The following is a 22,167-nucleotide window of genomic DNA, read 5'->3' on the forward strand; positions in this document are numbered from 1 at the left end:
TCAGTAAAAATCATAAATTAAACAAAAAATCGTACAATAATCGTAAATGTTATTTTAAATAGCTTTAAAGAAAGATTTAATAAGGTTTAACCGTAAAAAGTAATGCTATGACATATGATGTAATTATTTTAGGAAGTGGTCCAGGAGGCTATGTAGCAGCTATTAGAGCTTCACAATTGGGGCTTAAAACAGCCATTGTAGAAAGGGAAAGCCTAGGAGGAATTTGCTTAAACTGGGGGTGTATTCCTGCAAAGGCTTTAATGAAATCCGCAGAAGTATTTGAATATCTTGCTCATGCAGAAAACTATGGAGCAAAGGTAGATGGGTATTCTGCAGATTTTGCTGCCATTATAAAACGAAGCCGCGGTGTTGCTGACAAAATGAGTAAAGGCGTTCAGTTTCTGATGAGAAAGAATAAAATTGATGTCATTAGCGGTGTTGGTAAAGTTATCTCCAAAAATGAAATAACTGTTAAAGTATCAGACGGAAAAACAGCAACTTATCAGGCAAAATACATCGTTCTTGCTACAGGTGCACGAGCTAGAGAATTGCCAAATCTTCCAATAGATGGCAAAAAAATCATTGGCTATCGTGAGGCAATGGTATTACCTGAACAACCCAAATCCATTATCATTGTGGGAAGTGGAGCGATAGGTGTAGAATTTGCCTATTTCTATAACAGTATAGGTACTAAAGTGACTGTAGTGGAATACTTGCCTCGTATTGTTCCTGTGGAAGATGAAGATATTTCGAAAGAATTGGAAAAATCATTTAAGAAAAAAGGAATTGAAATAATTACCAATGCTTCTGTAGAAAAAGCAGATGTTTCAGCTACGGGAGTAAAAGCTACAATTAAAAAGACGGATGGTAGTGGCGAACAGGTATTGGAAGCGGATATACTGTTAAGTGCTGTAGGCATTGTAACAAATCTTGAAAATATTGGTATTGAAGAGTTAGGGATTAAAACAGAGCGTGGAAAAGTGCTGGTAGATGAAGGGTGTAAAACCAATATAGATAATATATATGCAATCGGCGATATTATTCCTGGCCCTGCATTGGCTCACAAAGCGATGAAAGAAGCTGTAATTTGTGCCGAAGCTATAGCTTTTAAAGAAAGTAAATACGACCATCAACCAACGCCTTTAGATTACGGAAATATGCCAGCATGTACCTACACCGGACCTGAAATTGCTTCAGTTGGTCTTACCGAAAAGCAGGCACGTGAGGCGGGAATGGATATTAAAGTAGGCAAATTTCCATTGATGGCAAGTGGTAAAGCGAGTGCAGTAGGTGCTACTGATGGTTTTGTAAAAGTGATTTTTGATGCCAAGTATGGAGAATGGATTGGTACGCATATGATTGGCTATAATGTAACGGAGTTGATAGCTCAAACCACAACTGCGCGTAAATTGGAAACAACATGGCACGAGCAATTGGATACTATCTTTCCACATCCAACTATGAGTGAAGCCATAAAAGATGCTATTGAAGATGCCTTAGGTGAGGCAATACATCTATAAATACAAAATACTATTTTACATTTATCTTTAAATTGATTGATTATGAAAAACAGACTAAACTGTTGGAAGTGCGTACTGTTACTGTCTTCACTTCTCGGATTGTTGATAAAGATCTAAAATTCAGATTTGGTAATTTTTAAGAAGGCAGATATTTTCATCTGCCTTTCTTCTATCTATTAATTCAATTATTAAAAAAGTCACGGAATATAAAACGTGACTTTTTTAATAAGAATAAACGAAATTAGTCTTAATTTAGTGTAGCTACTAGTGAAACCTCTAATTTATAAGCTTTTCCTACCGGACACATAGCTTTTGCTTGTTCAGCATAGTTTAAAAATTCTTCTTCATTCAAGCCTGATATTTTTGCATTTAGCACCAAATCAGAGTTCGTAATATCGAAGCTGGTTGCTGTTATTGTACAAGATGTTTCTAAAGATTCTGCCTCAATCCCTTTGCTTGTAAGTATATAGTTTAACGTCATTGTATAACAGGCAGCGTGTGCTGCGGCCATCAATTCTTCTGGATTTGTAGCGGTATTTTCTCCTTCAGATTTATTGTGTTTAAAAACACTGCTTCCAATGGCTGAATGTGCCGCATCGAAATTACCGCTTCCATTTTTAAAATTACCTTGCCACTTAGCTGTTACTTTTGCTTTCATTTTTAAATTTGTTTTAAATTACTTGACAAAAGTACTATCTAAAAAACGTGTCATCAATGCATATACTTCATTCTTAATAGGACTTTTTTCCTTCAACGAACTCTTTAAAGACCGTTTCGGAAAGAAAGGGGTGGTAGACCCGTTTGAGATTTGAAAAATCGCACAAAATAGGAGTAGTCTTCATACCCGAGATAATCAGCAATTTCTTTAATGCTTAAGGTTGTATTGGCAAGTAACCTTTTAGCCTGAAGAATAATTCTTTGCTTAATAATGATGCTTGGTGCTACCTGTTTTTCAGATACAATTTTTTTATTGAGGTTTTTAGGTGTGATATTCAGCATATTTGCATAGTCAGAGACATTATGGTGCTTTCGATAATGAAGCTCGACCAATTGACTGAATTTTCTGGCTAACTCCTTATCATATGAAATGATTTGACTGTCATTATTTGATTTTATTAAAGTTCTGGTTGCTGAAATGATTATTTGTTTGATGTATGTTTTTATCATTTCTTCAGCCCAAAAATCTTTTTGATTAATTTCTCTTTTTATAGACGAGATTAGTTTTAAGAAAAGTATGTCCAGATTCGTCGACAAATTTAGATAAGGCATCTCGAATACATTATCAAAAAGGAGCCCGTCACAGGCAAGCTCTTTATCATGGAAAGCTATGCAATAAAAATCAGGATTGAAATAAATAATACTTCCTCTAGATTCCTTGGATATTTGAAAATGCTGACCAATACTGAAGAAAAGCAAGACGTTTTCTGTAAAGCTGTACTCTACGAAATCCACAATAATGCTACCGTTTTTCTCCATATAAATGATTTTATAGTAATCTTCCAGCAGCGTATTGCTATTTATCCTATTTCCAGATTTATCATCAAAATCCAGATATCCTATCGATTGGTTTTTATTTAATCCGGCATCCATTTTTTCTCTATCTATGAATATTTGTTCCAACGTTTGTCCCAATAACAAAGCCCTGTTTTTTTAGGGCTTTGTATATATTAAACTAAAATTACACATTATACATTACAAGGTACCTCTGCGTTCCTGTTCTCTTTCAATTGATTCAAAAAGAGCCTTGAAGTTTCCTGCACCAAAACCTCTAGCTCCCATTCTTTGAATAATTTCGAAAAAGAATGTAGGCCTATCCTGAATAGGTTTTGTAAATATCTGTAACAAATAACCTTCTTCGTCAGCATCTATCAGAATTCCCAGTTTTTGCAATTCATTTAAATCTTCCTTGAAATTGTCGGCATGAGCTTTGATGCGATCCGGTATAGCATCATAATATGCCTGTGGCGGAACGGATAGGAACTCTACACCTCTTTTTTTCATTTCTTCTACCGTTTTAATAATATCATCGGTAGCCAAAGCTAAATGCTGTACACCGGCGTCTTCATAAAAATCCAAGTACTCTTCTATTTGAGAACGCTTTTTACCTTCAGCAGGCTCGTTAATCGGGAACTTAATTCTTCCATTACCATTTGCCATAACTTTTGACATTAGGGCAGAATATTCAGTAGAAACCTGTTTATCGTCAAAAGATAAGAAATTAACAAATCCCATTACATCTTCAAACCATTTTACCCATGTATCCATTTCGTTCCATCCTACATTTCCAACCATATGATCAATAAATTTCAGACCAACAGGTTCCGGATTATAGTCTGATTCCCATTTCGTAAATCCAGGTAAAAAGATTCCTTTGTAATTTTTACGTTCTGTAAACATAAAAACCGTTTCACCATATACAAAAACACCCGCTTGTATTGCTTCTCCATTTTCATCTTTAGTAACGGTAGGCTCCATAAATGGCTTAGCTCCACGTTTGGTAGTTTCTTCAAATGCACTTTTGGCATCCTCCACCCATAAAGCAACTACTTTTATTCCGTCTCCATGTTTTTTCACGTGTTCCCCGATTGGAGAAGAAGAGTTAAGTGCAGTGGTCAATACAATACGGATCTTGTCTTGTTTTACCACATAGGATACCTTGTCTTTTACTCCGGTCTCTAATCCTGCATAAGCTTCAGATTGGAATCCATAAGCCGTTTTGTAATAATGCGCTGCCTGAAGAGCATTACCTACATAAAATTCTACATAATCAGTTCCTAATAGTGGAAGAAAGTCTTGTGCTCCTTCAAATATTTTTTCTAAACCGTATTCAACGCTTTTTAATTTATTTGTCATTGTTTTTTATTTTTATAATATGATTTTGATACATGATTTGTGTACACTGGATGAAGTGTAGTTGTATTTAGAACTTGTATCCCAGCTATAACATAGCACGATGCAAAACCGAAAGAAAGGTTTTGATAGACATTTTATAATTAGTTAGTGTTATTCTTTGGTAAATTTATTTCACTTATTTATAACAAACATTATAATCAGTAAAAGTCATAAAACAAACCAGAAATATTACAAGTGGAACTATTTTTGGTAAATAATCAGTAAATGTCATAAATCAAACAAAGAATATCACAACCAATATTACCTGTTATCTTATGAACTTTGTACTCAAGAAATACAATTAAAAAGTTCAAAACAATGGAAAGCAAAAACCTTCAATTCAAGACAAACCTTAACTGTGGTAACTGTGTTGCTAAAGTACAGGGTGATTTAGATAGCGCTAATGGTATCAGCGAATGGAATGTAGATACTGCAAATAGTGATAAAATCCTTACGGTAAAATCAGAAGGAATTAGCGAAGACGAAATCGTAACAATTATTAAGAAAAAAGGGTTTAAAGCCGAACCTATTTCACAATAATATAATAAGCAATTCATTAATCATAAAAAAGAGATAAAAAATGAAAAAGTTAATAATAGCAATAACCGTAATGTTGTTTGGATTTTCTGCTTTTGCACAAAACACAAGCAATCTGTTAAACAGTTACATCAGTGTAAAAAACGCTTTAGTAAGTAGTGATAGCAAAGCAGCGAGCACCGCAATTTCGGTTTTCAACGATGCAGTAAAAGGTGAAGATAATTTTTCACAGAAAACCGATCTATTAAAAGCTACAGAAAAATTAAACAAGGCTGGAAACAATATTGAAAAGCAAAGAGCAGCTTTTAACGATGTTTCTACTATAATGTGGAAACTGGTAAAGTCGTCCGATAAAGTAAATCAACCTGTTTATTATCAGTATTGTCCTATGAAAAAAGCATATTGGTTGAGCAAAGAGAAAGATATTAAAAATCCTTATTATGGTTCATCAATGCTTACTTGTGGTAAAGTTGCAGAAACTAAATAATAAAAACCTTTAAGGCATTGCTCAGGGAACATGCCTTTTAATATTTGTATAACCAATGCGATTTTTAAAATGAATAATAAAAAATTTCTTCACAAAAAGTTGTTGCTGCTAACTCTGTTAGCGCTCTTCATATCACAGGTCGGTATAGCCCAAAAAGTAGTACGTTACGATTTGTATGTAAAAGATACCATCGTAAACTATGCAGGCAAAGAAAAAAGAGCAATCGCTGTAAATGGGCAAATACCAATGCCAACACTTGAATTTACTGAAGGCGATACGGCAGAAATAGTGTTACATAATCAACTTAAAGAAAGTACCTCATTGCATTGGCACGGATTATTTCTGCCCAATAAAGAAGATGGCGTTCCTTTTTTAACGCAAATGCCCATTGAACCTGGTGAAACCTTTACGTATCGTTTCCCTATTATTCAAACGGGAACGCATTGGTATCATTCTCATTCAGGATTGCAAGAGCAGATTGGTATGTATGGGAGCTTTATCATGCATAAGAAAGCTGATGATAAAACATTTAGAAAAGGGATTGACGATTTGCCAGAAATACCCATTATGTTAAGTGAATGGACAAATCTTAAGCCGGAAAATGTTCATCGCATGCTACATAACGCAAGCGACTGGTTCGCTATACAAAAGGGAGCAACTCAAAGTTATGCGGAAGCTATTCGTACAGGAAATTTCAAAACAAAACTGAAAAATGAATGGAAACGTATGATGGCGATGGACGTAAGTGATGTTTACTACGACAAAGTATTGATGAATGGAAATCATTTGACAGATTTGAAATCGATAGATGGTAAATCTCTGAAAGCAGGTGATAAAGTACGTTTGCGCATTTCTAATGGAGGTGCATCGTCCTACTTCTGGTTAAGATATGCTGGTGGTAAAATGACAGTGGTGGCTAGTGATGGAAATGACGTAGAACCTGTAGATGTTGATCGTCTAATAATTGCGGTTTCAGAGACGTATGATGTGGTGGTTACCATTCCTGAAAACGGTAAAGCTTATGAGTTCATGGCTACAACAGAAGATCGTACCCAATCTACCAGTTATTTTATCGGGAATGGAGAGAAAACAATGGTTGGTGCCATGCCTCGTCTTAAATATTTTGAAGGTATGAAGATGATGAACGATATGATGAAAATGAATGGAGACCTTGATGATATGGGAATGAATATGAGTTGGAATCAAATGGATATGAATGTCGTTATGTATCCAGAGATTACGGGCGAGGAAAAGAAAAAAGGAAAGAAAATAGACGAAGCAATGGATCATAGCAAAATGGATCATGGAGATATGAACATGAAGCAAAGTGCTGAAAAAACCGATCATAGTCAAATGAACCATGGTGAGATGAATATGAATGAAGATCCAAATCGCTATAATGCGAATGCATTAAGCGAGATTGTAACGCTTAATTATGCCATGCTGAAATCTCCAAATAATACTGAACTACCTAAAAATGCACCCGTAAAAGAATTGAAGTTTACATTGACCGGAAATATGAACCGTTATGTATGGAGTATGGATGATAAAGTACTATCTGAAAGCGATAAAATACCTGTAAAGAAAGGCGAAGTATTGCGCATTACACTCTATAATAATTCGATGATGCGACATCCTATTCACTTACACGGATTCGATTTTAGATTACTAAACGATAAAGGAGAAAACGCTCCGATGAAAAACATCATTGACATTATGCCGATGGAAACCGATACCATTGAATTCCTCGCAAATGAAGAAGGTGATTGGTTTTTTCATTGTCATATATTGTATCACATGATGGCAGGTATGAACAAAGTTTTTGCTGTGGGTGATTATAAAAACCCTTATTTGCCCAATAAGGATAAAGCCTATAAAATGTTACAGCGTGAAAGTAATATGATTCATTTTATGGCTCAGAATGATTTTGCGACCAATGGTAATGACGGTGAAATGATGTTTATGAATGCTCGATATAGTTTGGGTACAGAATGGAGATTAGGTTACAATGATATGCACGGTTACGAAGTGGAAACTCATTTTGGTCGTTATATAGGAAAAATGCAATGGTTGATGCCTTTTATTGGTTTCGACTGGCGTTATCGTAAAATGGGAATGGATGAGCATGAAAAAAATCTTTTTGGACAAGTAAATAAAAAAGATAAACGAGGAGCATTTAGTCTTGGTGTTATGTATACCTTACCTATGTTGGTTAATGTACAAGCGGAGGTATATCACGATGGTATTTTTCGTGTTTCGCTAATGCGAGAGGATATACCTCTTTCCAAAAGATTGCGAGCAGGGTTTATGGTAAATACGGATATGGAATATATGGCAGATTTGCGATATATCCTTACAAGACATATCGGTGTGAGAACACATTATGATAGCGATATGGGCTTTGGAGTAGGTTTATCAGTTAATTATTAATATTAACAACAAAGGGAAATAAAAACGGTTATTACATTACGTCATAACCGTTTTTTATTTTACACAAGTACGGAATAATCAGTAAACCTCATAAATCAAACAAGAAATATCACAACAAGAAGATTAAACTAATTTGACAATTTTGTATTGTAAATTTTTAAGATTATGACAGCTAAAATAAAATGGAATAATGTATACCTCTTGTTTTTATCACAAGCATTATTTCAGACCGCATCGATATTAGTCATTACACTTTCAGGAATTGTAGGAATGGTTATGGCTTCTGATAAAAACATGTCAACCATTCCAGTTGCGATGATTACAGTTGGCGCAGCAGCTATGATGATTCCAGCGTCAATAATTATTAAAAATTTAGGTCAAAGGAAAGCCTTTATGATTGGAACATTGATAGGCGTTCTTGCTGGCTTAGTTTCTTGGTATGGAATTGTTCAGAATTCGTTCTGGATTTTTGCTATTGGAAATATGTTGATTGGCGCTTATCAAGGGTTTTCACAGTATTATCGTTTTGCGGCTGCAGATTCTGTGCCGGATAATGCAAAGAGTAAAGCCATTTCTTTTGTGATTGCCGGAGGTGTCGTTGCAGCATTTGCGGGACCTAATTTGGCAAGATTTACACAGCATTTGGGAAGCATGCCTTATGCATATTCTTTTTTTTCTATTGTACTTTTAAGTGTCTTGGCATTTGGAGTAGTTTCGTTACTTAAATTTCAAGCAAAGCCGGTAGCTCGAAATAATGAATCTTTAAAAAAAGGTCGTTCATTAAAAGAAATTTTCAAAAGTAAAGATGCCGTTTTAGCTGTGCTTTCATCAGCTACAGCTTTTGCGGTGATGGGAATGTCTATGACGGTTACGCCTATTGCAATGCATGGTTTCGGTCATAGTTCTGATGATTCGGCAACTGTAATTCAATGGCATGTGTTAGGTATGTTTTTGCCCTCATTTTTTACAGGCATCCTCATTCAGAAATTTGGAGTTTATAGAATCATTACAACTGGATTGTCGATTTTGTTTCTCTATATTTTCATTGCTCTTTCTGGTACCGATTTTACACATTTCGTATCGGCATTATTTATTGTTGGTTTAGGTTGGAACTTCTTGTTTATTGGTGGATCCGCATTATTAACACAAGTATATAGACCTGAAGAGAAAGAAAAAACACAAGCATTTCATGACTTCACGGTTTTTGCAGTAATCAGTATTGCCAGTTTTTTTGCAGGAAGTTTATTTAATAATTGGGGCTGGAATGGCATTAATATTGTTTTAATTCCAATGCTTCTTATTACATTAATTGCGGTAATTAAAATTACAATGACAAATAAGAGCGCGCACGAGAATCAGTAAAAATCACAATTATCTTCCAAAAAATCGTAACTAATAAAAACGAAATAATAAGGAACTTTGTAATTAGAAAAGAATCAAGTTATAATATCAAAATAATTAACGTTTTAAAAAAAAATATTATGAATACACAACATCAATCCAGCAGCGAAAATATATTTATTTGCCCTATGCACCCAGAAGTCAAAGGGAATAAAGGTGATAAATGTTCAAAATGTGGAATGAATTTAGTTCCAGAAAATAAAGGAACAGCAAAACATTTTGATGTGATTATATCTTCTGAACCTGAAGTTATTGAAGCAGGGAAATCGACGCAGTTTAAAATCATTGTAAAGAACGAAGATAAAGTTGTGTCATTAGAAGAAGTACATGAAATGAAAATGCATCTTCTAGTTGTGAATGAAGAACTAACTTGGTTTGACCATATCCATCCCATTGAACAAGAAGACGGTTCTTATCTTATTGATGAAATATTTCCAACTGCTGGGGACTACTTATTTTTTGTAGATTATAAGCCTGAGAACGAGGAAGGGAATGTTTACAAACATTCGTTAAATGTAGTAGGAAATACTACAGAAATAGCACAGTTAGATACAAATGCAAAATTTGAATCGGAATCAGATGGTTATACTGCCAAATTATTGAATGGTGCAGATTTGAAAACAAATACAAGCCAGCCATTGCAATTTGAGATTCTAAAAAATGGTAACAAGATTAATGACGCTGAATTGCAAAACTATTTAGGAGCAAAAGCTCATATTGTAATGATAAGCAAAGCTGAAAAAGAATTTTTGCATATTCACCCAATGTCTAATGAAAGTTATCAGATTTATGCAGAAACACTGATCAAGAAACCAGGTTTATATAGAATGTGGATGCAATTTAAGATTAGTAATAAAGTGCACACTGTAGATTTTACGGTACATGTTGCTGAGGGTAACAAAACGAGCGAAGGTCATAATCATCATCACAAACACTAAAAAAAATCAGTAAAAATCGTAAATCAAACAAGGAATATCATAATAAAAAAAATAAGAAAATACAGAATTTTGTAGTATAAATATACATTATAAATAAATTAAAAAATGGAAAATAAAGAATTTCAATTCAAGACAAACCTTAATTGTGGAGGATGTGTATCAAAAGTAAAAGCAGATTTTGACAGTGCGGAAGGTATCTGTGAATGGAATGTAGATACAGCTAATAATGATAAAATCTTAACTGTAAAATCAGAAGGAATTACAGAAGATGAGATCATCGCTATCGTTAAGAGAAAAGGATTTAAAGCAGAACCTTTAGCAGAGTAATTTATCACTCTATATTTTATCCTGAGAGTGATAATGGATAGTATTCTTTTAAATAATTGTACTATCGCAATTTAAAATGAGGTAATTTATTGTAGGATGCCTGCAATTATTACCTCATTTTATTTTTTATGCCAGTTTTTAAATTTAAAATCCTTTGAAGCCTTCCCGTTTTTCAAACATTGAATAAATATAAAAATACGCATTAAGAAACTAAATATTCTTTAGCGTATAACCACGGACTTAGTCCATTTAGGGCTGTATGTGGATGGTTTTCATTGTAATCAATCTGCCACTCATAAGCAATAGCATTAACTTCTATTAGCGAATCAAACAGGTATGCGTCTAGTACATCTTCTCTAAATGTTCGATTCAGCCGTTCGATGTAAGCATTTTGAGCGGGCTTTCCAGGTTGTATATATTGCAGTTCAATTCCGTTTTCAGTACAGAAGTCAGTGAAGACCTTTGACAAAAATTCAGGACCGTTGTCTGTTCTAATTCGCCTGGGTGTAGATCTATCCATGATCAATTCCTTTATTTTTTGTACCAGTCTAACCCCCGGTATTGAATAGAATGCTTCATTTATCAATGACTCACGATTATAATCATCGATGACATTGAGCACCCTAAACCTTCTGCCATTGGCAAGCGAGTCGCTCATAAAATCAATCGACCAAGTTTCATTAACTGATCCGGGAACGAAGAGCTTCTCTTTAATCCTTGAGGGAATGCGGCGTTTGCGTTTGATTCTGAGCTTAAAATTGATATTTCTATAAACCCGAAGTACCCTTTTTCTGTTCCACAAAAGACCTTCTAGACGTATCTTACCATAATAGGTCTGGAACCCGCGGGTAGGATAACGAGCCGCAAGATCCATTAACTTCGAAATAACCGTTTGATCGTTCTTTTTATGAACGTAATAATACATACTACGACTCATGCAAACAATCTTACAGGCTCTGTGAATACTGATCCCTTGCTCTTTCATTGCCCCATCGACCAGCTCCTTACGTTCACAAAGCTTTAGAGCTTTTTTTCAATTATATCTTTTAAAATACGGTGGTCCAAACTCAAATCTGCAAACATCCGTTTTAGACGAGCGTTTTCTTCTTGTAGTGCTTTTAACTCTTTAAGGTGTTGTGCATCCATACCTCCGTACTTTTGCTTCCATTGGTAGAAAGTCGGGGCGGAAATACCATGTTCTCTACAGATATCCTTGGTTGACTTGCCTGACTCATATTCTTTGAGAATATTGACGATTTGATGTTCTGAAAACTTGCTCTTTTTCATAATATATAACAAACTAATTTAACACTTTTAATTTGTCTGAAAAACAGGTAAGTCTACCCCTTGTTTTAATGATAGATTATTGCCATTCTTTGATGAATGAATTGGATGATAGAATAACTGAACTGACTTACGAGCATAGCAATAACTCGTTAGAGTTGTATGAAAATGCTATTGTATTAGTTTTACAAAGGCTTGATTCGGCAAAGGAATATGTCAAGAAAAAAGGATTCAAAGATGAAGATGAAGAAATATTCTTTTTCAAACAACTTAAACCTCAGTTAGTTTCAAAATTGATATATTTAAATTCTATATATAAAATTGAAACAAAACGGCCCAGAGGAGGTGATAAAATTATTAAACAATATCTCAATCTTGAGCTTAGTAAGATCAAGCGTTTTTTTGATGCTAATTTGGAATTTTATAAATACTACAGAACTAATAGCACCCATTTAGATAAAAAATACTTTATCAGAGGAAATCATGATATAAAATTAAGCTTAGATACTTATTATTTTGAAGCAGATCATAAATTTGCAACCTCACACGATTATAAAGTAGCTAAAATTATTGCCAACGATTTAATACAGGTATATCTTGAAGACCAATTGAATAACAATAATAAAAAACATATATCAAAAAATTTAAGTTTAAATTGGACTGGTAGTAAAACAGCTTTGGTTGAGTTAATCTATTCTCTACATTCCAATGGTTCAATTGAAAATGGTAATATTGATATTAAGGTTATAGCAAAAACATTTGAGAATATGTTTAATATTGATTTAGGAGACTTCTATCATTCTTATTTAGAATTAAAAGGAAGGAAGATAAATCGAACCAAATTTCTCGATAGTCTTCGCGATGCACTTATCAAAAGAATGGATGAGCAGGACGAAAAATGAAAACAGAGTTTAAATGTGTGACATTTCATACACTAAATGAAGTTATGTATGTATAGTTATATAAAAATTAAATGCTGTAAATACAATTTACTAAATTATTACCAATAACATTTTTAGCGTTTATAGAACTCATATTATTTGCAAATACTGATTAAATTAATCTTTTATGCTTTAAAATTGTCTTATAATTTTAATTAAAGTATTGGCATAGAGTTTTTTATAAATTATTTCGAAATTTTCGCAACGAAATTGTTGCTTTGTATTACTATAAATGCATATTTTTGCACCGTTAATAAAAAAAGATAAAGTTCATTTACTTGAATTTTCTATGATATTAAAAGTCAATATCGGACAACAACAGTTTTAAATCATTAATAAAATGGTTCGAAAATTGTCCCGACAGGACGACTTAAAAAGCTCTAACGAAAGTTAGGGCTTTTTTTTGTGCCCATGTGAGGCAGATTCGTATTTGCGCCGGCAGATCTGGCACAATCCTTCCTTCCTAGCGAAGGTGCTAATTATCAATAATCCATTCAGAAATATATCGGATATTTTTTATCCTTTTTAAGGTAACATGCAGTTTTCCCCTTGTAAAATCCGAAAGTCATTTTATTTTTTTTGCTGAGCTTAATATTTCTCCGAAATGCTAAGAGAACAGCATATTGGGGTCAAAAGCTAAATTTACCAGATTGGATGAATAAAATACCTAGCTCTAGGTATTTATCTACATGATATGTTCGGGTAGCTTTGTAATAGGTAATAAATCTAATAAAATATGTCAAGAATCATCAAAATTATGGTAAGCATGTATGGCATGGTGTTTTTCCTAACGGTCTCTGTGCTGGCACAAAAAAAACATTAAAGATTTCAAAGGTGTGAAAGAATCAAACTATAAAAAGTTAATAGAAAAAAATGATAGAGTTAGATTTATACGTGCTACTAAACTATTGGTACCTATTCAAAAAAGCAGATCACAGTTGACACTGAAATACGGCTTCCGGCTTCCGACTCAATGCTATCTTGTTCAGCATTAATTTTTCGTTTTAATCCCAGAATCAATAAGAAAAATGAAATACTATGTTATGGATTTAAATATATTCCTCAGTGAGAATTGAACAATTGACACTTACTAATTTGAAAGAGAAAATAAAATGAAAATTTTTATAAGAATGAAAACAATTGCAAAATTGGGTCTAACTGGGCTATTCGTTGTAGCCTATGCAGCATTTAACAGTGTAGCAGCACAAAAGTATAAGTTTAAAGCAAGCTTAAAATATAAACCAGCTCATGATTTAAATGAAAATACTAAATCGGAGAAAGAATTTCTTATTGATTTTAATAAAAAGAAATTCGGTAAGTTTCCAATTGTGTCAGATATTAAGATAGAAAATAATAAAGGCCATCAAGATCCAAAACTCAATAATTTACTATATATTTTTGCTATCGAAGGCTATAAAGTATGGTTAACCATATCTAGTTCTGGGTATTATGACGAACTATTCCTTTATGATAAAGATTATGATGGAATATTTTCCATACGTTATTATGGAAAAGCTACTGAAATTAATAAAAAGAAAGTAAAATGAGAGCACTAGAGCTATTTATATTGGCACTAATGCTGTTTATGATGAACGGTAGTTTCGCACAGCATGCGAACAGTGCAAAGGGAGCTTTTGGTTATCCGGATTCGAAGAACCCTAAGATCGTTAATATTCAAAAGATTTTTGATGCCAAAGAGATAGATGTTAATAAGCTTACAACCGAGTACGACGCGATTTTTAACGGAGGAAATATGGAGGATAAGCTCCATCTTTTTGTGTTTGATCTTAGTAATCCATTAGGTTCATATGCCGATTTTATGAATAAATATCCTGAGCAGGTTACTCCTATCGTTGAAGCCTTAAGCATACTCCCCGAATCGGATTTTAAAACCTTTGCAACAGCAGTGCTATATAAAAGTGTCGCGGATAGAACAATCCGAGAAGAAGAGAAAACGAAATTTCTTAGCTCAGCATTTCATATGTTTCGCCATCTCGCTTCGCGTGGAGATGAAAGAAGTTATATTCCTCTTGCAAAAGCAGCATCCGAATTATATGTCTTGGATTTTAAGGACGATATCTTACAGAAAAACTAATATTAGAACTCTTTGGCAATTATTTTAGTTTACTCTCTAAGCATGAGCCTTTATTTGATTATTTAAGAAAAGGCTTATATCATGAGAATATCTATAATATTGAGTTTTCCGAGACAGAAAAGAAACAGCAACAAAATTATAAAGATATTTCAAGTAAAATCATTAAGAGATTTTTGGTCGACTTTCCTGATAAAGATCAATACATCATTTATCATTTATGGAAGTCACATTTGCTTTCCCATTCTTTTATAGGCTATAAGATTGAATTCAATCCAGAAATAGGGAAGAGGATAAGTGACTTGATAGAGAGTTGTAAAAATGAGAAAGCCATTGATTACAACAGACTGAAATCAATTGATTTTCTTTTCCATTATTTTCTGGATGAAGGAGCCAATTTGGATATTCAGGATTATATCCAGCTATTTAATTCCAAAAAAGAAGCTTATGACTCTTTGATAGGATATTTAGAAACAATTTCTGATTCCGAAATTTCAATGGAACTATTAAATAGGCAGCCGAACTGGACAGAAATATTTCGATCTGAAATAGAGCAGGACATCAACCGCTCATTCCCTTTAATTGTTCGTTATTCCAAAGAACCCGAAATCTTTTTAACCAACAATAAAATCGAAGTTCATACAATACAAAAATCGGTCGAGAATTTTGATTATATCATGTCTTTATTATTTAACAAGGAAGTTCGAGGTGGAAATTCTCTTTACAGATTGTTTCAATATAGCCAGCTGATGGCAAAAGTAATGGAAAAGAGTTCATTAAAAAACAATAGCGAGCTAAAATGGGAAACAGCTAGAATGTTACTTGATTTTGAATATGCTTATTTGCGAATAAAAGAAATCCATAGCCCGACTATTTTGGGAATAAGCGCTACGTTCGAAAATTGGACTTCTGCCGAATTAAAGAAACACAAAAAAGACATCAATAAAAAGCTATTAGAGTATAATAAAATTTATGATAAAGTAAGCGAAAAAACCGATGAAGGCGAGATTGTGAAACTCGAACTGAATAAAATTGCAACGAAATTTGGACTACTTTAACTACAAACAATCAGAAAACATGTACGGAATCAAACTATTCATAACAACAATCATGCTATTTATGGTAAGCTTTAGCTTAGCTCAGTCTATTATAAATCGCTCGGGCATCTCAGGCGATAAATATCTTATTATTGATGATAGCACTGGCAACATACTATTTAATTTTTCAAAACATGAATATTCGGGTGTTGGTAAATTTTCCGAAGGTCTGGCACAAGTTATAAGTTATGGTTATCATGGTTTTATAGATAAAACAGGTAAGGTGGTAATACCTTTAAAATATAAAAACGCTTTTGGTTTTTCCAATGGATTGGCAAGAGTAGAATTAGATAATAAATGGGGATTTATTGATAAAAACGGAAATGAAGTTGTTCCTTTAAAATATGGATATGTTTATGATTTTTCCGATGGATTGACAAGAGTAGCCTTAAACAAAAAATGGGGATTTGTAGACAAACTAGGAAAAGTAGTCACCGCTATAAAATATGATGGAATTACAGATTATTCAGAAGGTTTGGCAGTAGTTGTTTTAAATAATAAAGTAGGCTTTCTAGACAAAATTGGAAATGTGGTAATTCCTTTTAAATATGAATTTGCCGATAGCTTTTCCGAAGGATTTGCAATAGTAAAACTTTTCGATAAATATGGTTTTATAGATAAAACAGGTAGAGAAATAACGTCTATAAAGTATGATGATGTTTCTTTTTTTTCCGAAGGCATGGCAGCAGTATTATTGAATAAAAAAGTTGGCTTTATAGACAGGACTGGTAATGAAGTAATTCCTTTGAAATATGAATTTGCCAGTAACTTTTCCGAAGGATTTGTAAGAATAAAACTAAATAATAAATGGGGTTTTCTAGATAAAACAGGTAAAGAAGTAATTCTCTCAAAATATGAGGATGCGGGTGATTTTTCCGAAGGATTTGCAAATGTAAAATTTAATAATAAATGGAGTTTTGTAGATAAAACGGGGAATGAATTAATTCCTTTTAAATATGAAATCGTCAATAGTTTTTCTGAAGGTCTGGCAGCGGTGGTATTAAACAATAAAATCAATTTTATAGATAAAACTGGAAAAGAAGTGTATGAAATTGTTAAAGATTATATTGAAGGCTTAGCAGCTGTAAAAAGCAATAAAAAATGGGGTTTTATTGACAAAAAGGGTAAAGTAATCATTGCAATAAAATATGATAGTGTTGCCAGCTTTTCTGGTGGAGAAGCTCATGTAACGCTAAATAATAAATGGTTTAGTATTGACAAAAAGGGAAATGAGATAAAGTAAAATACTTCATTTAGTAAACTCCTATTTAAGTAAAACAAAATAATTGAAGTTAAATTGGAAACTTAAGAATCATAAAGTTATTACCAGAATCAATAAAATTGTTTAAGGAGAGTGTTGGTTTCGTAAATATTTGTACTATACGTGGTTAAAAATAAAGAAAAACAGTATGGATTCTACATATATTAATATTCTAAAGCAAAAAAGGGAGCACCTACAGCTACAACTTAAGTTTGATGCATTTGCAAAGAATTATGTATATCCTTTGTTGGATGTATTAGCCGAAATGAAACATTTGGATATTCGCTTTCGGGTGGTGTCGCTACGCGCTGTTCCTAACGACTTGCAAGCTATACTGTTGGAACAGCTCCGCGATGATACATTGATGCATCACAATCTACCACCAATACCTATAGAGGTCGATACTAATTTGCTGAAACAGTTAATGAAACGGTATCCCACAGTACATACAACGCGTTATTTTCCTGAGCTGCCGATTGTAGCCGTGATGGGTACTCAGTGTGGTGTATTGCAGGACCTTATTAAGGAACAACGCTTATTTGACCAATTCGCTTATCTGTGCTGGGTGGAATATTCATTAATGCTGGAGGTAGACCTGAAGCAGTTCGCGGAATATGCTACTGCTAATATATTAGATATTCAAGGAAATGATGTTGTTCTTTTCCCGGCAGATTTTGACTGGGTGATTGTATATAATGCCTTTGAAGACCAATTGCAGTTCGCAGCGTTGAATCATGTTTCAATAAATTCACCGGATTCTTTTCTTCTTTAACATTTATTATCCATTTTCTCTACAGCGTCTCCAACCTTGCCATTCAAAATATGTTTGTTTTCGGGCTGTAATCGTGCTTTAAGTATGTTTAAAGCAGGGTTAAAGTATAAAGTAAGTATGCAAAGCATACATTTTACATACTTTTAGCATACTTTCAGTATGCTTTTACTTCGAAGCGAACTATGCCCAAAAGAGTCCTAATTGAAAGACTTTCCAAAACCCGTCTTTTCCCTACACATCACTAACATTTCCATTACATTTCGAATCTAATTTATAAAATATAAGGGACTATTTAGATCTAACTATTATATTAAATCCCTATTAATTGTTCCCTAATAATTTATCACGTATTTTTAGGTTACTATCAAGCACTAGCCAATAAACAATGAGAAAAATCTTCCTAATTATATGCCTTTTCTTCCTTCAACAATTACACGCGAAAGAAAATCCGGTTTTTGATTTTATAAAAGTTTGGAATTTCCTTAAATATTATCATCCTGATTTGGCAAGTGGTAAGCTGGATGCAGATAGCCTATTCTTAAACCATATAGAAAGCAAAAATTTAAATATCAACCAGTCTATTTCTTTGCTAACAAAAGGATTGACTAATATTGTTAATTCTACAAAAAAAGGTAATGCCCCATCGGATATAGTTGATGATAATCAAGATTTTGATTGGTTTGAAAGGAATCCATCAATTACCATTAAGAATAAAAAACTACTTAGAGCAATTCATAGAAATAGGTTTATAGGAGAACAACATTACTATGTTCCAAAAGATGGTTTTACCATCGATATCCCCCATGAAAAGGCTTATAATTTTTCTAAAGAGGAGAACCTTCCATTGAAATTCAGACTACTGGCGTTAGCTAAAATAATTGGAGCAATAGATTATTTATATCCACATAAATATTTAATGGATGGGCATTCTACGGAAACATTGAAGAGTTTAATTGATGAATGCCTAATTGCAGATTCTAGAAAAGCATTTGAAACTGTCCTTGCTAAATCGGTAGCACTTTTGGAAGATACACATTCCTATAAATTCTATTATCAGTTTCATCATAAAAAAGAAATCTACCACACATCATTTTTTGCACCCTTTGATTATCAGATCCTAGATGATTATGTTTTGGTCACCCACATTATCATCCCAGAAATTTGTGAAAAAGCAAATATTGCTGTTGGGGACAGAATAAAAGCAATTAATAGCCAGTCAATCTCAGAGATCATCCTGGAAAAGAGTAAATTACTTTCTACATCCAATAGAGCAGGTTTATTAATCCGTTTATCGGATTATCAGCAAAATCTGCTGTGGATGGATGATGATACCATTAAAAACCTCACAGTTCAAAAGGCAGGGCATTCAGATATACTTCAGACTAAAATAGCACTTGTAAATCCAACTAATAAAGCAGAATTGGAGATTATTCTTTCCTACCTAAGGGGAAAAATACAATTAAAAAACAATCGGACATTAAATCATCCTGATATTTCCTATTTCAGAATTGACCAGACCTTTTATTTTATTGAAGATGTCGAGGATAATAAAATCGATTCAACGATGGACAGCCTTTTCACTAATGCAGCATCAAAAAAAGCAATCGTTTTTGATATGCGAGCCTATCCCGATTGGGGAGGGTTTATTTATACCTATGTATACAAGTATTTCGGTCAAAAAAGCAATTATTTTGGGAAATACTACCAACAGAATTTGAGCAATATTGGCACTTTTTCCTATGTCCAAAACCCAGAAACCTATTTCCCTGCCAACCAAAAACTCAAATCGCACCAATATAAAGGAAAAGTATTCATTCTGGTCAATGAAGAAACATTAAGTGCCAGCGAATGGAACACGATGAATCTACAGCATATCTTTCCTCAATCGATTACGATAGGTCAACAGACTGCGGGAGCTGATGGTGATATCAAAAGGTTGATGCTTCCTGGAGGATATCAATTGGAATTTACAGGAAATGCCATTTTTTATCCCAACAATGATCAAACCCAGAAAAAGGGACTGAGGATAGATCAGCATATCCCATACACGGATGCTGATTTCCTTATACCAGAGGATCGAATTTTTGAAATAATTAAGAATCAGCTTTAATGTAACCGATCAGCTTATTTCGCAGGAATATTTCTTGCCATATGGCAATCCGAATTCCTTTATACATACCTACATTAGAAATAAAAAAGAATATGGGAAAAATCATTGCTGCATTCAATATGACCATTGATGGAAATTGTGATCATAGAATCCCTAATCCGGATCAAGAAGTACACGAGCATTATGCTGATCTATTAAAGCGTGCAGATGTAATCCTTTATGGCAGAAAGACATTTGAACTTATGAAATATTGGCAAAATTTGATTGATGAGCCTTCAGATGTTAAATCTAGAAATGATTTTGCTGAATCCATCGATAAAATTCCAAAAATAGTTTTTTCCAATACCATGTTATCAACTGGCTGGGATTCCGCGAAATTAGCAGGTAGTACATTGTATGATCAAGTTATCGATCTAAAAGAACAAGGTAGCAAGGTTATTTTGGTCGGTAGCCGAAGTTTGATCATACAATTGCTCAACTTAAATTTAATTGACGAATTCCAACTTTGCATTTTTCCCATCATTGCAGGACCCGGCTTACAATTATTTGAGAATATTAATAGTAGGACGGATTTTACTCTTCAGTATATAAAAAGATTTAATTCTGGGGCGGTTATTCATTATTATTCCAAAAGTATTTTGAATACTTAGAACTTCTAAGTATAATTGTTCTGTGAAAGAACTTAGTAAAGAATTAATGGCAAGTGCCTTGGCACCACTCGTCCTGCTGATTTTGAAAAGGCAAGAAAGTTATGGATATCAAATTATCCAACTTTTGAAGGAAAAAACAGGATCAGAACTTTCTGTGGCTGAAGGTACGTTATACCCTGTGTTAAAAAAAATGGAGACAAAGGAATGGATCCTTGGCGAATGGAAGAATTTAGATTCCGGTCGCCCAAGAAGATATTACCAATTGACCGAGAAGGGTAGAAAAGAACTAGACAATCAATATGAACAATGGAATTTTATCAATGATTTAATACATCAATTATGGGAAAAACCGATTTCAATTTAGATCAGGCAATTGCCAATCATATCCTGCTCATTCAGCAAAAGGGCAGTACCACCGATTCAGATCTCGCTGAATTAAAGGCGCATTTGTATGATGCCTTCGAAGAATTGAAATCCAATGGATTAAATCCCGAAGAAGCATTTATGGTTGCCCGTCACCGCTTAGGCGATACGGAAATATTGACTAATGAATACAGCAAGGTGAATCCTAGTGTCCAGACCAATAAGATATGGGCTTATTTGTTTTTGGGTGTAGCATTATTGGCACTAGGATGGACTTTTCTACGACTATTAGGAGGAGGTTTTTACCTACTTGTTTTCAAAAATTATCATACATCGGCTGGTTCTTCTGTAATGGTTGTTCTATTCCATATTGCCTTAATAGTGTTGATTTTCTATCTTGTAAAGAAAAAGCATAACATCTCCCGCTTTTTGGAAAGACAAGTGGATATTAATCCGATTAAAACAGTGTTATTGGCTTTTATTCCATTGGCTATGACGATTTTCATTCCAAGGCAACTGAATTTTCAAATGATAGATGCTTTGAGATATCCAATCTATAAATTTGATAATGATTATGTCGAGTTTAGTCTCTATTTATTGGGAGTGAGTCTGGGTTTAGGAGCTCTCAGTATTATCTTTAGCCTAAAAAACGTAGGTCATATCAGTTTAAAATCGTTGTTGGCTAAACCGTCCATTTTATTGCTGTTGATCTTTGGTTTTGCAACGGAATTATTAGCGTCTTCTACCCGAATCTTTAATAATTTAGAAATCATTTCAAATGGTCTTATTTTTGGTTTTATATACCTTTTAGGATCTTTTTTAATCTCGTATTATAACGTAAAAGGTAACCTTATCAAAAATCTAATTACCTTCTCTATTATTGGATTTGTTTTGGAAACGTCAGTAGGGATCATGGCGGATATTGATAGAGGATTTAGCCTAACCGGCTATTTCGTGTCCAGCTTGATCTTGGGTGTAATTATTGGTGCATTATTGGGCATTAAAATGAAACCAACCGAATTGGAACAATCGGTCATCAATTAAAAATCAGCCATCAAATCCTGA

22 protein-coding genes are annotated in these 22,167 nt (G+C 33.6%); 17 read left to right on the forward strand and 5 right to left on the reverse strand.

Annotated features, from left to right (window positions below; all coding sequences use genetic code 11):
- The first annotated feature begins 107 nt into the window (after positions 1-107).
- A complete protein-coding gene (lpdA, locus tag CRJ00_RS13005; protein ID WP_038330950.1) occupies positions 108-1,520 on the forward strand; it encodes a dihydrolipoyl dehydrogenase in 1,413 nt (470 codons plus the stop codon).
- 247 nt (positions 1,521-1,767) lie between these two features.
- On the opposite strand, the gene CRJ00_RS13010 is transcribed toward lpdA, so the two are convergent.
- The 3 genes from CRJ00_RS13010 to hppD all read right to left on the reverse strand — a co-directional run bounded on the left by CRJ00_RS13010 (position 1,768) and on the right by hppD (position 4,373).
- Positions 1,768-2,178, reverse strand: a complete 411-nt coding sequence (locus CRJ00_RS13010; RefSeq protein WP_038330952.1) for an OsmC family peroxiredoxin — start codon at positions 2,176-2,178, stop codon at positions 1,768-1,770.
- Positions 2,179-2,282: 104 nt separating this feature from the next.
- Entirely contained in the window at positions 2,283-3,152 is an 870-nt protein-coding gene (locus CRJ00_RS13015; RefSeq protein ID WP_052217468.1) for an AraC family transcriptional regulator, read from the reverse strand.
- A gap of 60 nt (positions 3,153-3,212) precedes the next feature.
- A complete protein-coding gene (hppD, locus tag CRJ00_RS13020) occupies positions 3,213-4,373 on the reverse strand; it encodes a 4-hydroxyphenylpyruvate dioxygenase (RefSeq protein WP_038330954.1) in 1,161 nt (386 codons plus the stop codon).
- Between the two features lie 357 nt (positions 4,374-4,730).
- Here hppD and CRJ00_RS13025 point away from each other — a divergent pair, with 357 nt between their 5' ends.
- From CRJ00_RS13025 to CRJ00_RS13050, 6 genes are all read left to right on the forward strand, one after another.
- Positions 4,731-4,952, forward strand: a complete 222-nt coding sequence (locus CRJ00_RS13025; protein WP_038330956.1) for a heavy-metal-associated domain-containing protein — start codon at positions 4,731-4,733, stop codon at positions 4,950-4,952.
- A gap of 40 nt (positions 4,953-4,992) precedes the next feature.
- Entirely contained in the window at positions 4,993-5,436 is a 444-nt protein-coding gene (locus CRJ00_RS13030; RefSeq protein WP_038330958.1) for a DUF3347 domain-containing protein, read from the forward strand.
- A gap of 69 nt (positions 5,437-5,505) precedes the next feature.
- The gene (locus tag CRJ00_RS13035) at positions 5,506-7,866 is read left to right on the forward strand and encodes a multicopper oxidase domain-containing protein (protein WP_038330961.1); all 2,361 of its coding nucleotides are present in this window, start codon (positions 5,506-5,508) and stop codon (positions 7,864-7,866) included.
- Between the two features lie 165 nt (positions 7,867-8,031).
- A complete protein-coding gene (locus CRJ00_RS13040; protein ID WP_038330962.1) occupies positions 8,032-9,228 on the forward strand; it encodes an MFS transporter in 1,197 nt (398 codons plus the stop codon).
- Between the two features lie 119 nt (positions 9,229-9,347).
- Positions 9,348-10,205: a heavy metal-binding domain-containing protein gene (locus CRJ00_RS13045; protein WP_228388405.1), complete on the forward strand. Its 858-nt coding sequence runs from the start codon at positions 9,348-9,350 to the stop codon at positions 10,203-10,205.
- A 105-nt stretch (positions 10,206-10,310) separates the two neighbouring features.
- The gene (locus CRJ00_RS13050) at positions 10,311-10,532 is read left to right on the forward strand and encodes a heavy-metal-associated domain-containing protein (RefSeq protein ID WP_038330965.1); all 222 of its coding nucleotides are present in this window, start codon (positions 10,311-10,313) and stop codon (positions 10,530-10,532) included.
- 202 nt (positions 10,533-10,734) lie between these two features.
- Here the strand turns inward: CRJ00_RS13050 and CRJ00_RS13055 are convergent, their stop codons facing one another.
- Positions 10,735-11,532 carry an IS3 family transposase gene (locus CRJ00_RS13055; RefSeq protein ID WP_306473111.1) on the reverse strand — a complete coding sequence of 266 codons (798 nt, stop codon included), beginning with the start codon at positions 11,530-11,532 and terminating at the stop codon, positions 10,735-10,737.
- Between the two features lie 20 nt (positions 11,533-11,552).
- Positions 11,553-11,819 carry a transposase gene (locus tag CRJ00_RS13060; RefSeq protein WP_038330966.1) on the reverse strand — a complete coding sequence of 89 codons (267 nt, stop codon included), beginning with the start codon at positions 11,817-11,819 and terminating at the stop codon, positions 11,553-11,555.
- Between the two features lie 32 nt (positions 11,820-11,851).
- Here CRJ00_RS13060 and CRJ00_RS13065 point away from each other — a divergent pair, with 32 nt between their 5' ends.
- The 10 genes from CRJ00_RS13065 to CRJ00_RS13110 all read left to right on the forward strand — a co-directional run bounded on the left by CRJ00_RS13065 (position 11,852) and on the right by CRJ00_RS13110 (position 22,146).
- Positions 11,852-12,718: an RteC domain-containing protein gene (locus tag CRJ00_RS13065; protein ID WP_441347599.1), complete on the forward strand. Its 867-nt coding sequence runs from the start codon at positions 11,852-11,854 to the stop codon at positions 12,716-12,718.
- A gap of 1,169 nt (positions 12,719-13,887) precedes the next feature.
- Positions 13,888-14,304, forward strand: a complete 417-nt coding sequence (locus CRJ00_RS13070) for a hypothetical protein (protein WP_144038154.1) — start codon at positions 13,888-13,890, stop codon at positions 14,302-14,304.
- Complete coding sequence (locus CRJ00_RS13075) at positions 14,301-14,852, forward strand: hypothetical protein (RefSeq protein WP_099367221.1); 552 nt, start codon at positions 14,301-14,303, stop codon at positions 14,850-14,852. Before CRJ00_RS13070 ends, CRJ00_RS13075 begins: the two co-directional genes overlap by 4 nt.
- 395 nt (positions 14,853-15,247) lie before the next feature.
- On the forward strand, positions 15,248-15,907 hold the full coding sequence (locus CRJ00_RS13080) for a hypothetical protein (protein WP_144038155.1): 660 nt from the start codon (positions 15,248-15,250) through the stop codon (positions 15,905-15,907).
- A gap of 19 nt (positions 15,908-15,926) precedes the next feature.
- Positions 15,927-17,189 (forward strand): WG repeat-containing protein, encoded by a 1,263-nt coding sequence (locus tag CRJ00_RS13085; RefSeq protein ID WP_218962215.1) that lies wholly within the window; start codon positions 15,927-15,929, stop codon positions 17,187-17,189.
- Between the two features lie 166 nt (positions 17,190-17,355).
- Positions 17,356-17,979 (forward strand): hypothetical protein, encoded by a 624-nt coding sequence (locus CRJ00_RS13090; protein ID WP_099367223.1) that lies wholly within the window; start codon positions 17,356-17,358, stop codon positions 17,977-17,979.
- Positions 17,980-18,364: 385 nt separating this feature from the next.
- Positions 18,365-20,089: a S41 family peptidase gene (locus CRJ00_RS13095; RefSeq protein ID WP_099367224.1), complete on the forward strand. Its 1,725-nt coding sequence runs from the start codon at positions 18,365-18,367 to the stop codon at positions 20,087-20,089.
- Positions 20,090-20,181: 92 nt separating this feature from the next.
- Positions 20,182-20,739 (forward strand): dihydrofolate reductase family protein, encoded by a 558-nt coding sequence (locus CRJ00_RS13100; RefSeq protein ID WP_099367225.1) that lies wholly within the window; start codon positions 20,182-20,184, stop codon positions 20,737-20,739.
- Between the two features lie 22 nt (positions 20,740-20,761).
- Entirely contained in the window at positions 20,762-21,103 is a 342-nt protein-coding gene (locus CRJ00_RS13105) for a PadR family transcriptional regulator (protein ID WP_144038156.1), read from the forward strand.
- Entirely contained in the window at positions 21,079-22,146 is a 1,068-nt protein-coding gene (locus CRJ00_RS13110; RefSeq protein WP_099367227.1) for a permease prefix domain 1-containing protein, read from the forward strand. Before CRJ00_RS13105 ends, CRJ00_RS13110 begins: the two co-directional genes overlap by 25 nt.
- Positions 22,147-22,167: the final 21 nt, after the last annotated feature.

This window comes from Sphingobacterium sp. 1.A.4, from assembly GCF_002734245.1.
GTDB classification, from domain to species: Bacteria; Bacteroidota; Bacteroidia; order Sphingobacteriales; family Sphingobacteriaceae; genus Sphingobacterium; species Sphingobacterium tenebrionis.

What these genes read in the sequence shown, in the direction of transcription:
- lpdA (WP_038330950.1), top strand. Translation starts at nt 108, where the DNA reads ATGACATATGATGTAATTATTTTAGGAAGTGGTCCAGGAGGCTATGTA.
- CRJ00_RS13010 (WP_038330952.1), bottom strand. Translation starts at nt 2,178, where the DNA reads ATGAAAGCAAAAGTAACAGCTAAGTGGCAAGGTAATTTTAAAAATGGA.
- hppD (WP_038330954.1), bottom strand. Translation starts at nt 4,373, where the DNA reads ATGACAAATAAATTAAAAAGCGTTGAATACGGTTTAGAAAAAATATTT.
- CRJ00_RS13025 (WP_038330956.1), top strand. Translation starts at nt 4,731, where the DNA reads ATGGAAAGCAAAAACCTTCAATTCAAGACAAACCTTAACTGTGGTAAC.
- CRJ00_RS13030 (WP_038330958.1), top strand. Translation starts at nt 4,993, where the DNA reads ATGAAAAAGTTAATAATAGCAATAACCGTAATGTTGTTTGGATTTTCT.
- CRJ00_RS13035 (WP_038330961.1), top strand. Translation starts at nt 5,506, where the DNA reads ATGAATAATAAAAAATTTCTTCACAAAAAGTTGTTGCTGCTAACTCTG.
- CRJ00_RS13040 (WP_038330962.1), top strand. Translation starts at nt 8,032, where the DNA reads ATGACAGCTAAAATAAAATGGAATAATGTATACCTCTTGTTTTTATCA.
- CRJ00_RS13045 (WP_228388405.1), top strand. Translation starts at nt 9,348, where the DNA reads ATGAATACACAACATCAATCCAGCAGCGAAAATATATTTATTTGCCCT.
- CRJ00_RS13050 (WP_038330965.1), top strand. Translation starts at nt 10,311, where the DNA reads ATGGAAAATAAAGAATTTCAATTCAAGACAAACCTTAATTGTGGAGGA.
- CRJ00_RS13060 (WP_038330966.1), bottom strand. Translation starts at nt 11,819, where the DNA reads ATGAAAAAGAGCAAGTTTTCAGAACATCAAATCGTCAATATTCTCAAA.
- CRJ00_RS13070 (WP_144038154.1), top strand. Translation starts at nt 13,888, where the DNA reads ATGAAAACAATTGCAAAATTGGGTCTAACTGGGCTATTCGTTGTAGCC.
- CRJ00_RS13075 (WP_099367221.1), top strand. Translation starts at nt 14,301, where the DNA reads ATGAGAGCACTAGAGCTATTTATATTGGCACTAATGCTGTTTATGATG.
- CRJ00_RS13085 (WP_218962215.1), top strand. Translation starts at nt 15,927, where the DNA reads ATGTACGGAATCAAACTATTCATAACAACAATCATGCTATTTATGGTA.
- CRJ00_RS13090 (WP_099367223.1), top strand. Translation starts at nt 17,356, where the DNA reads ATGGATTCTACATATATTAATATTCTAAAGCAAAAAAGGGAGCACCTA.
- CRJ00_RS13095 (WP_099367224.1), top strand. Translation starts at nt 18,365, where the DNA reads ATGAGAAAAATCTTCCTAATTATATGCCTTTTCTTCCTTCAACAATTA.
- CRJ00_RS13100 (WP_099367225.1), top strand. Translation starts at nt 20,182, where the DNA reads ATGGGAAAAATCATTGCTGCATTCAATATGACCATTGATGGAAATTGT.
- CRJ00_RS13110 (WP_099367227.1), top strand. Translation starts at nt 21,079, where the DNA reads ATGGGAAAAACCGATTTCAATTTAGATCAGGCAATTGCCAATCATATC.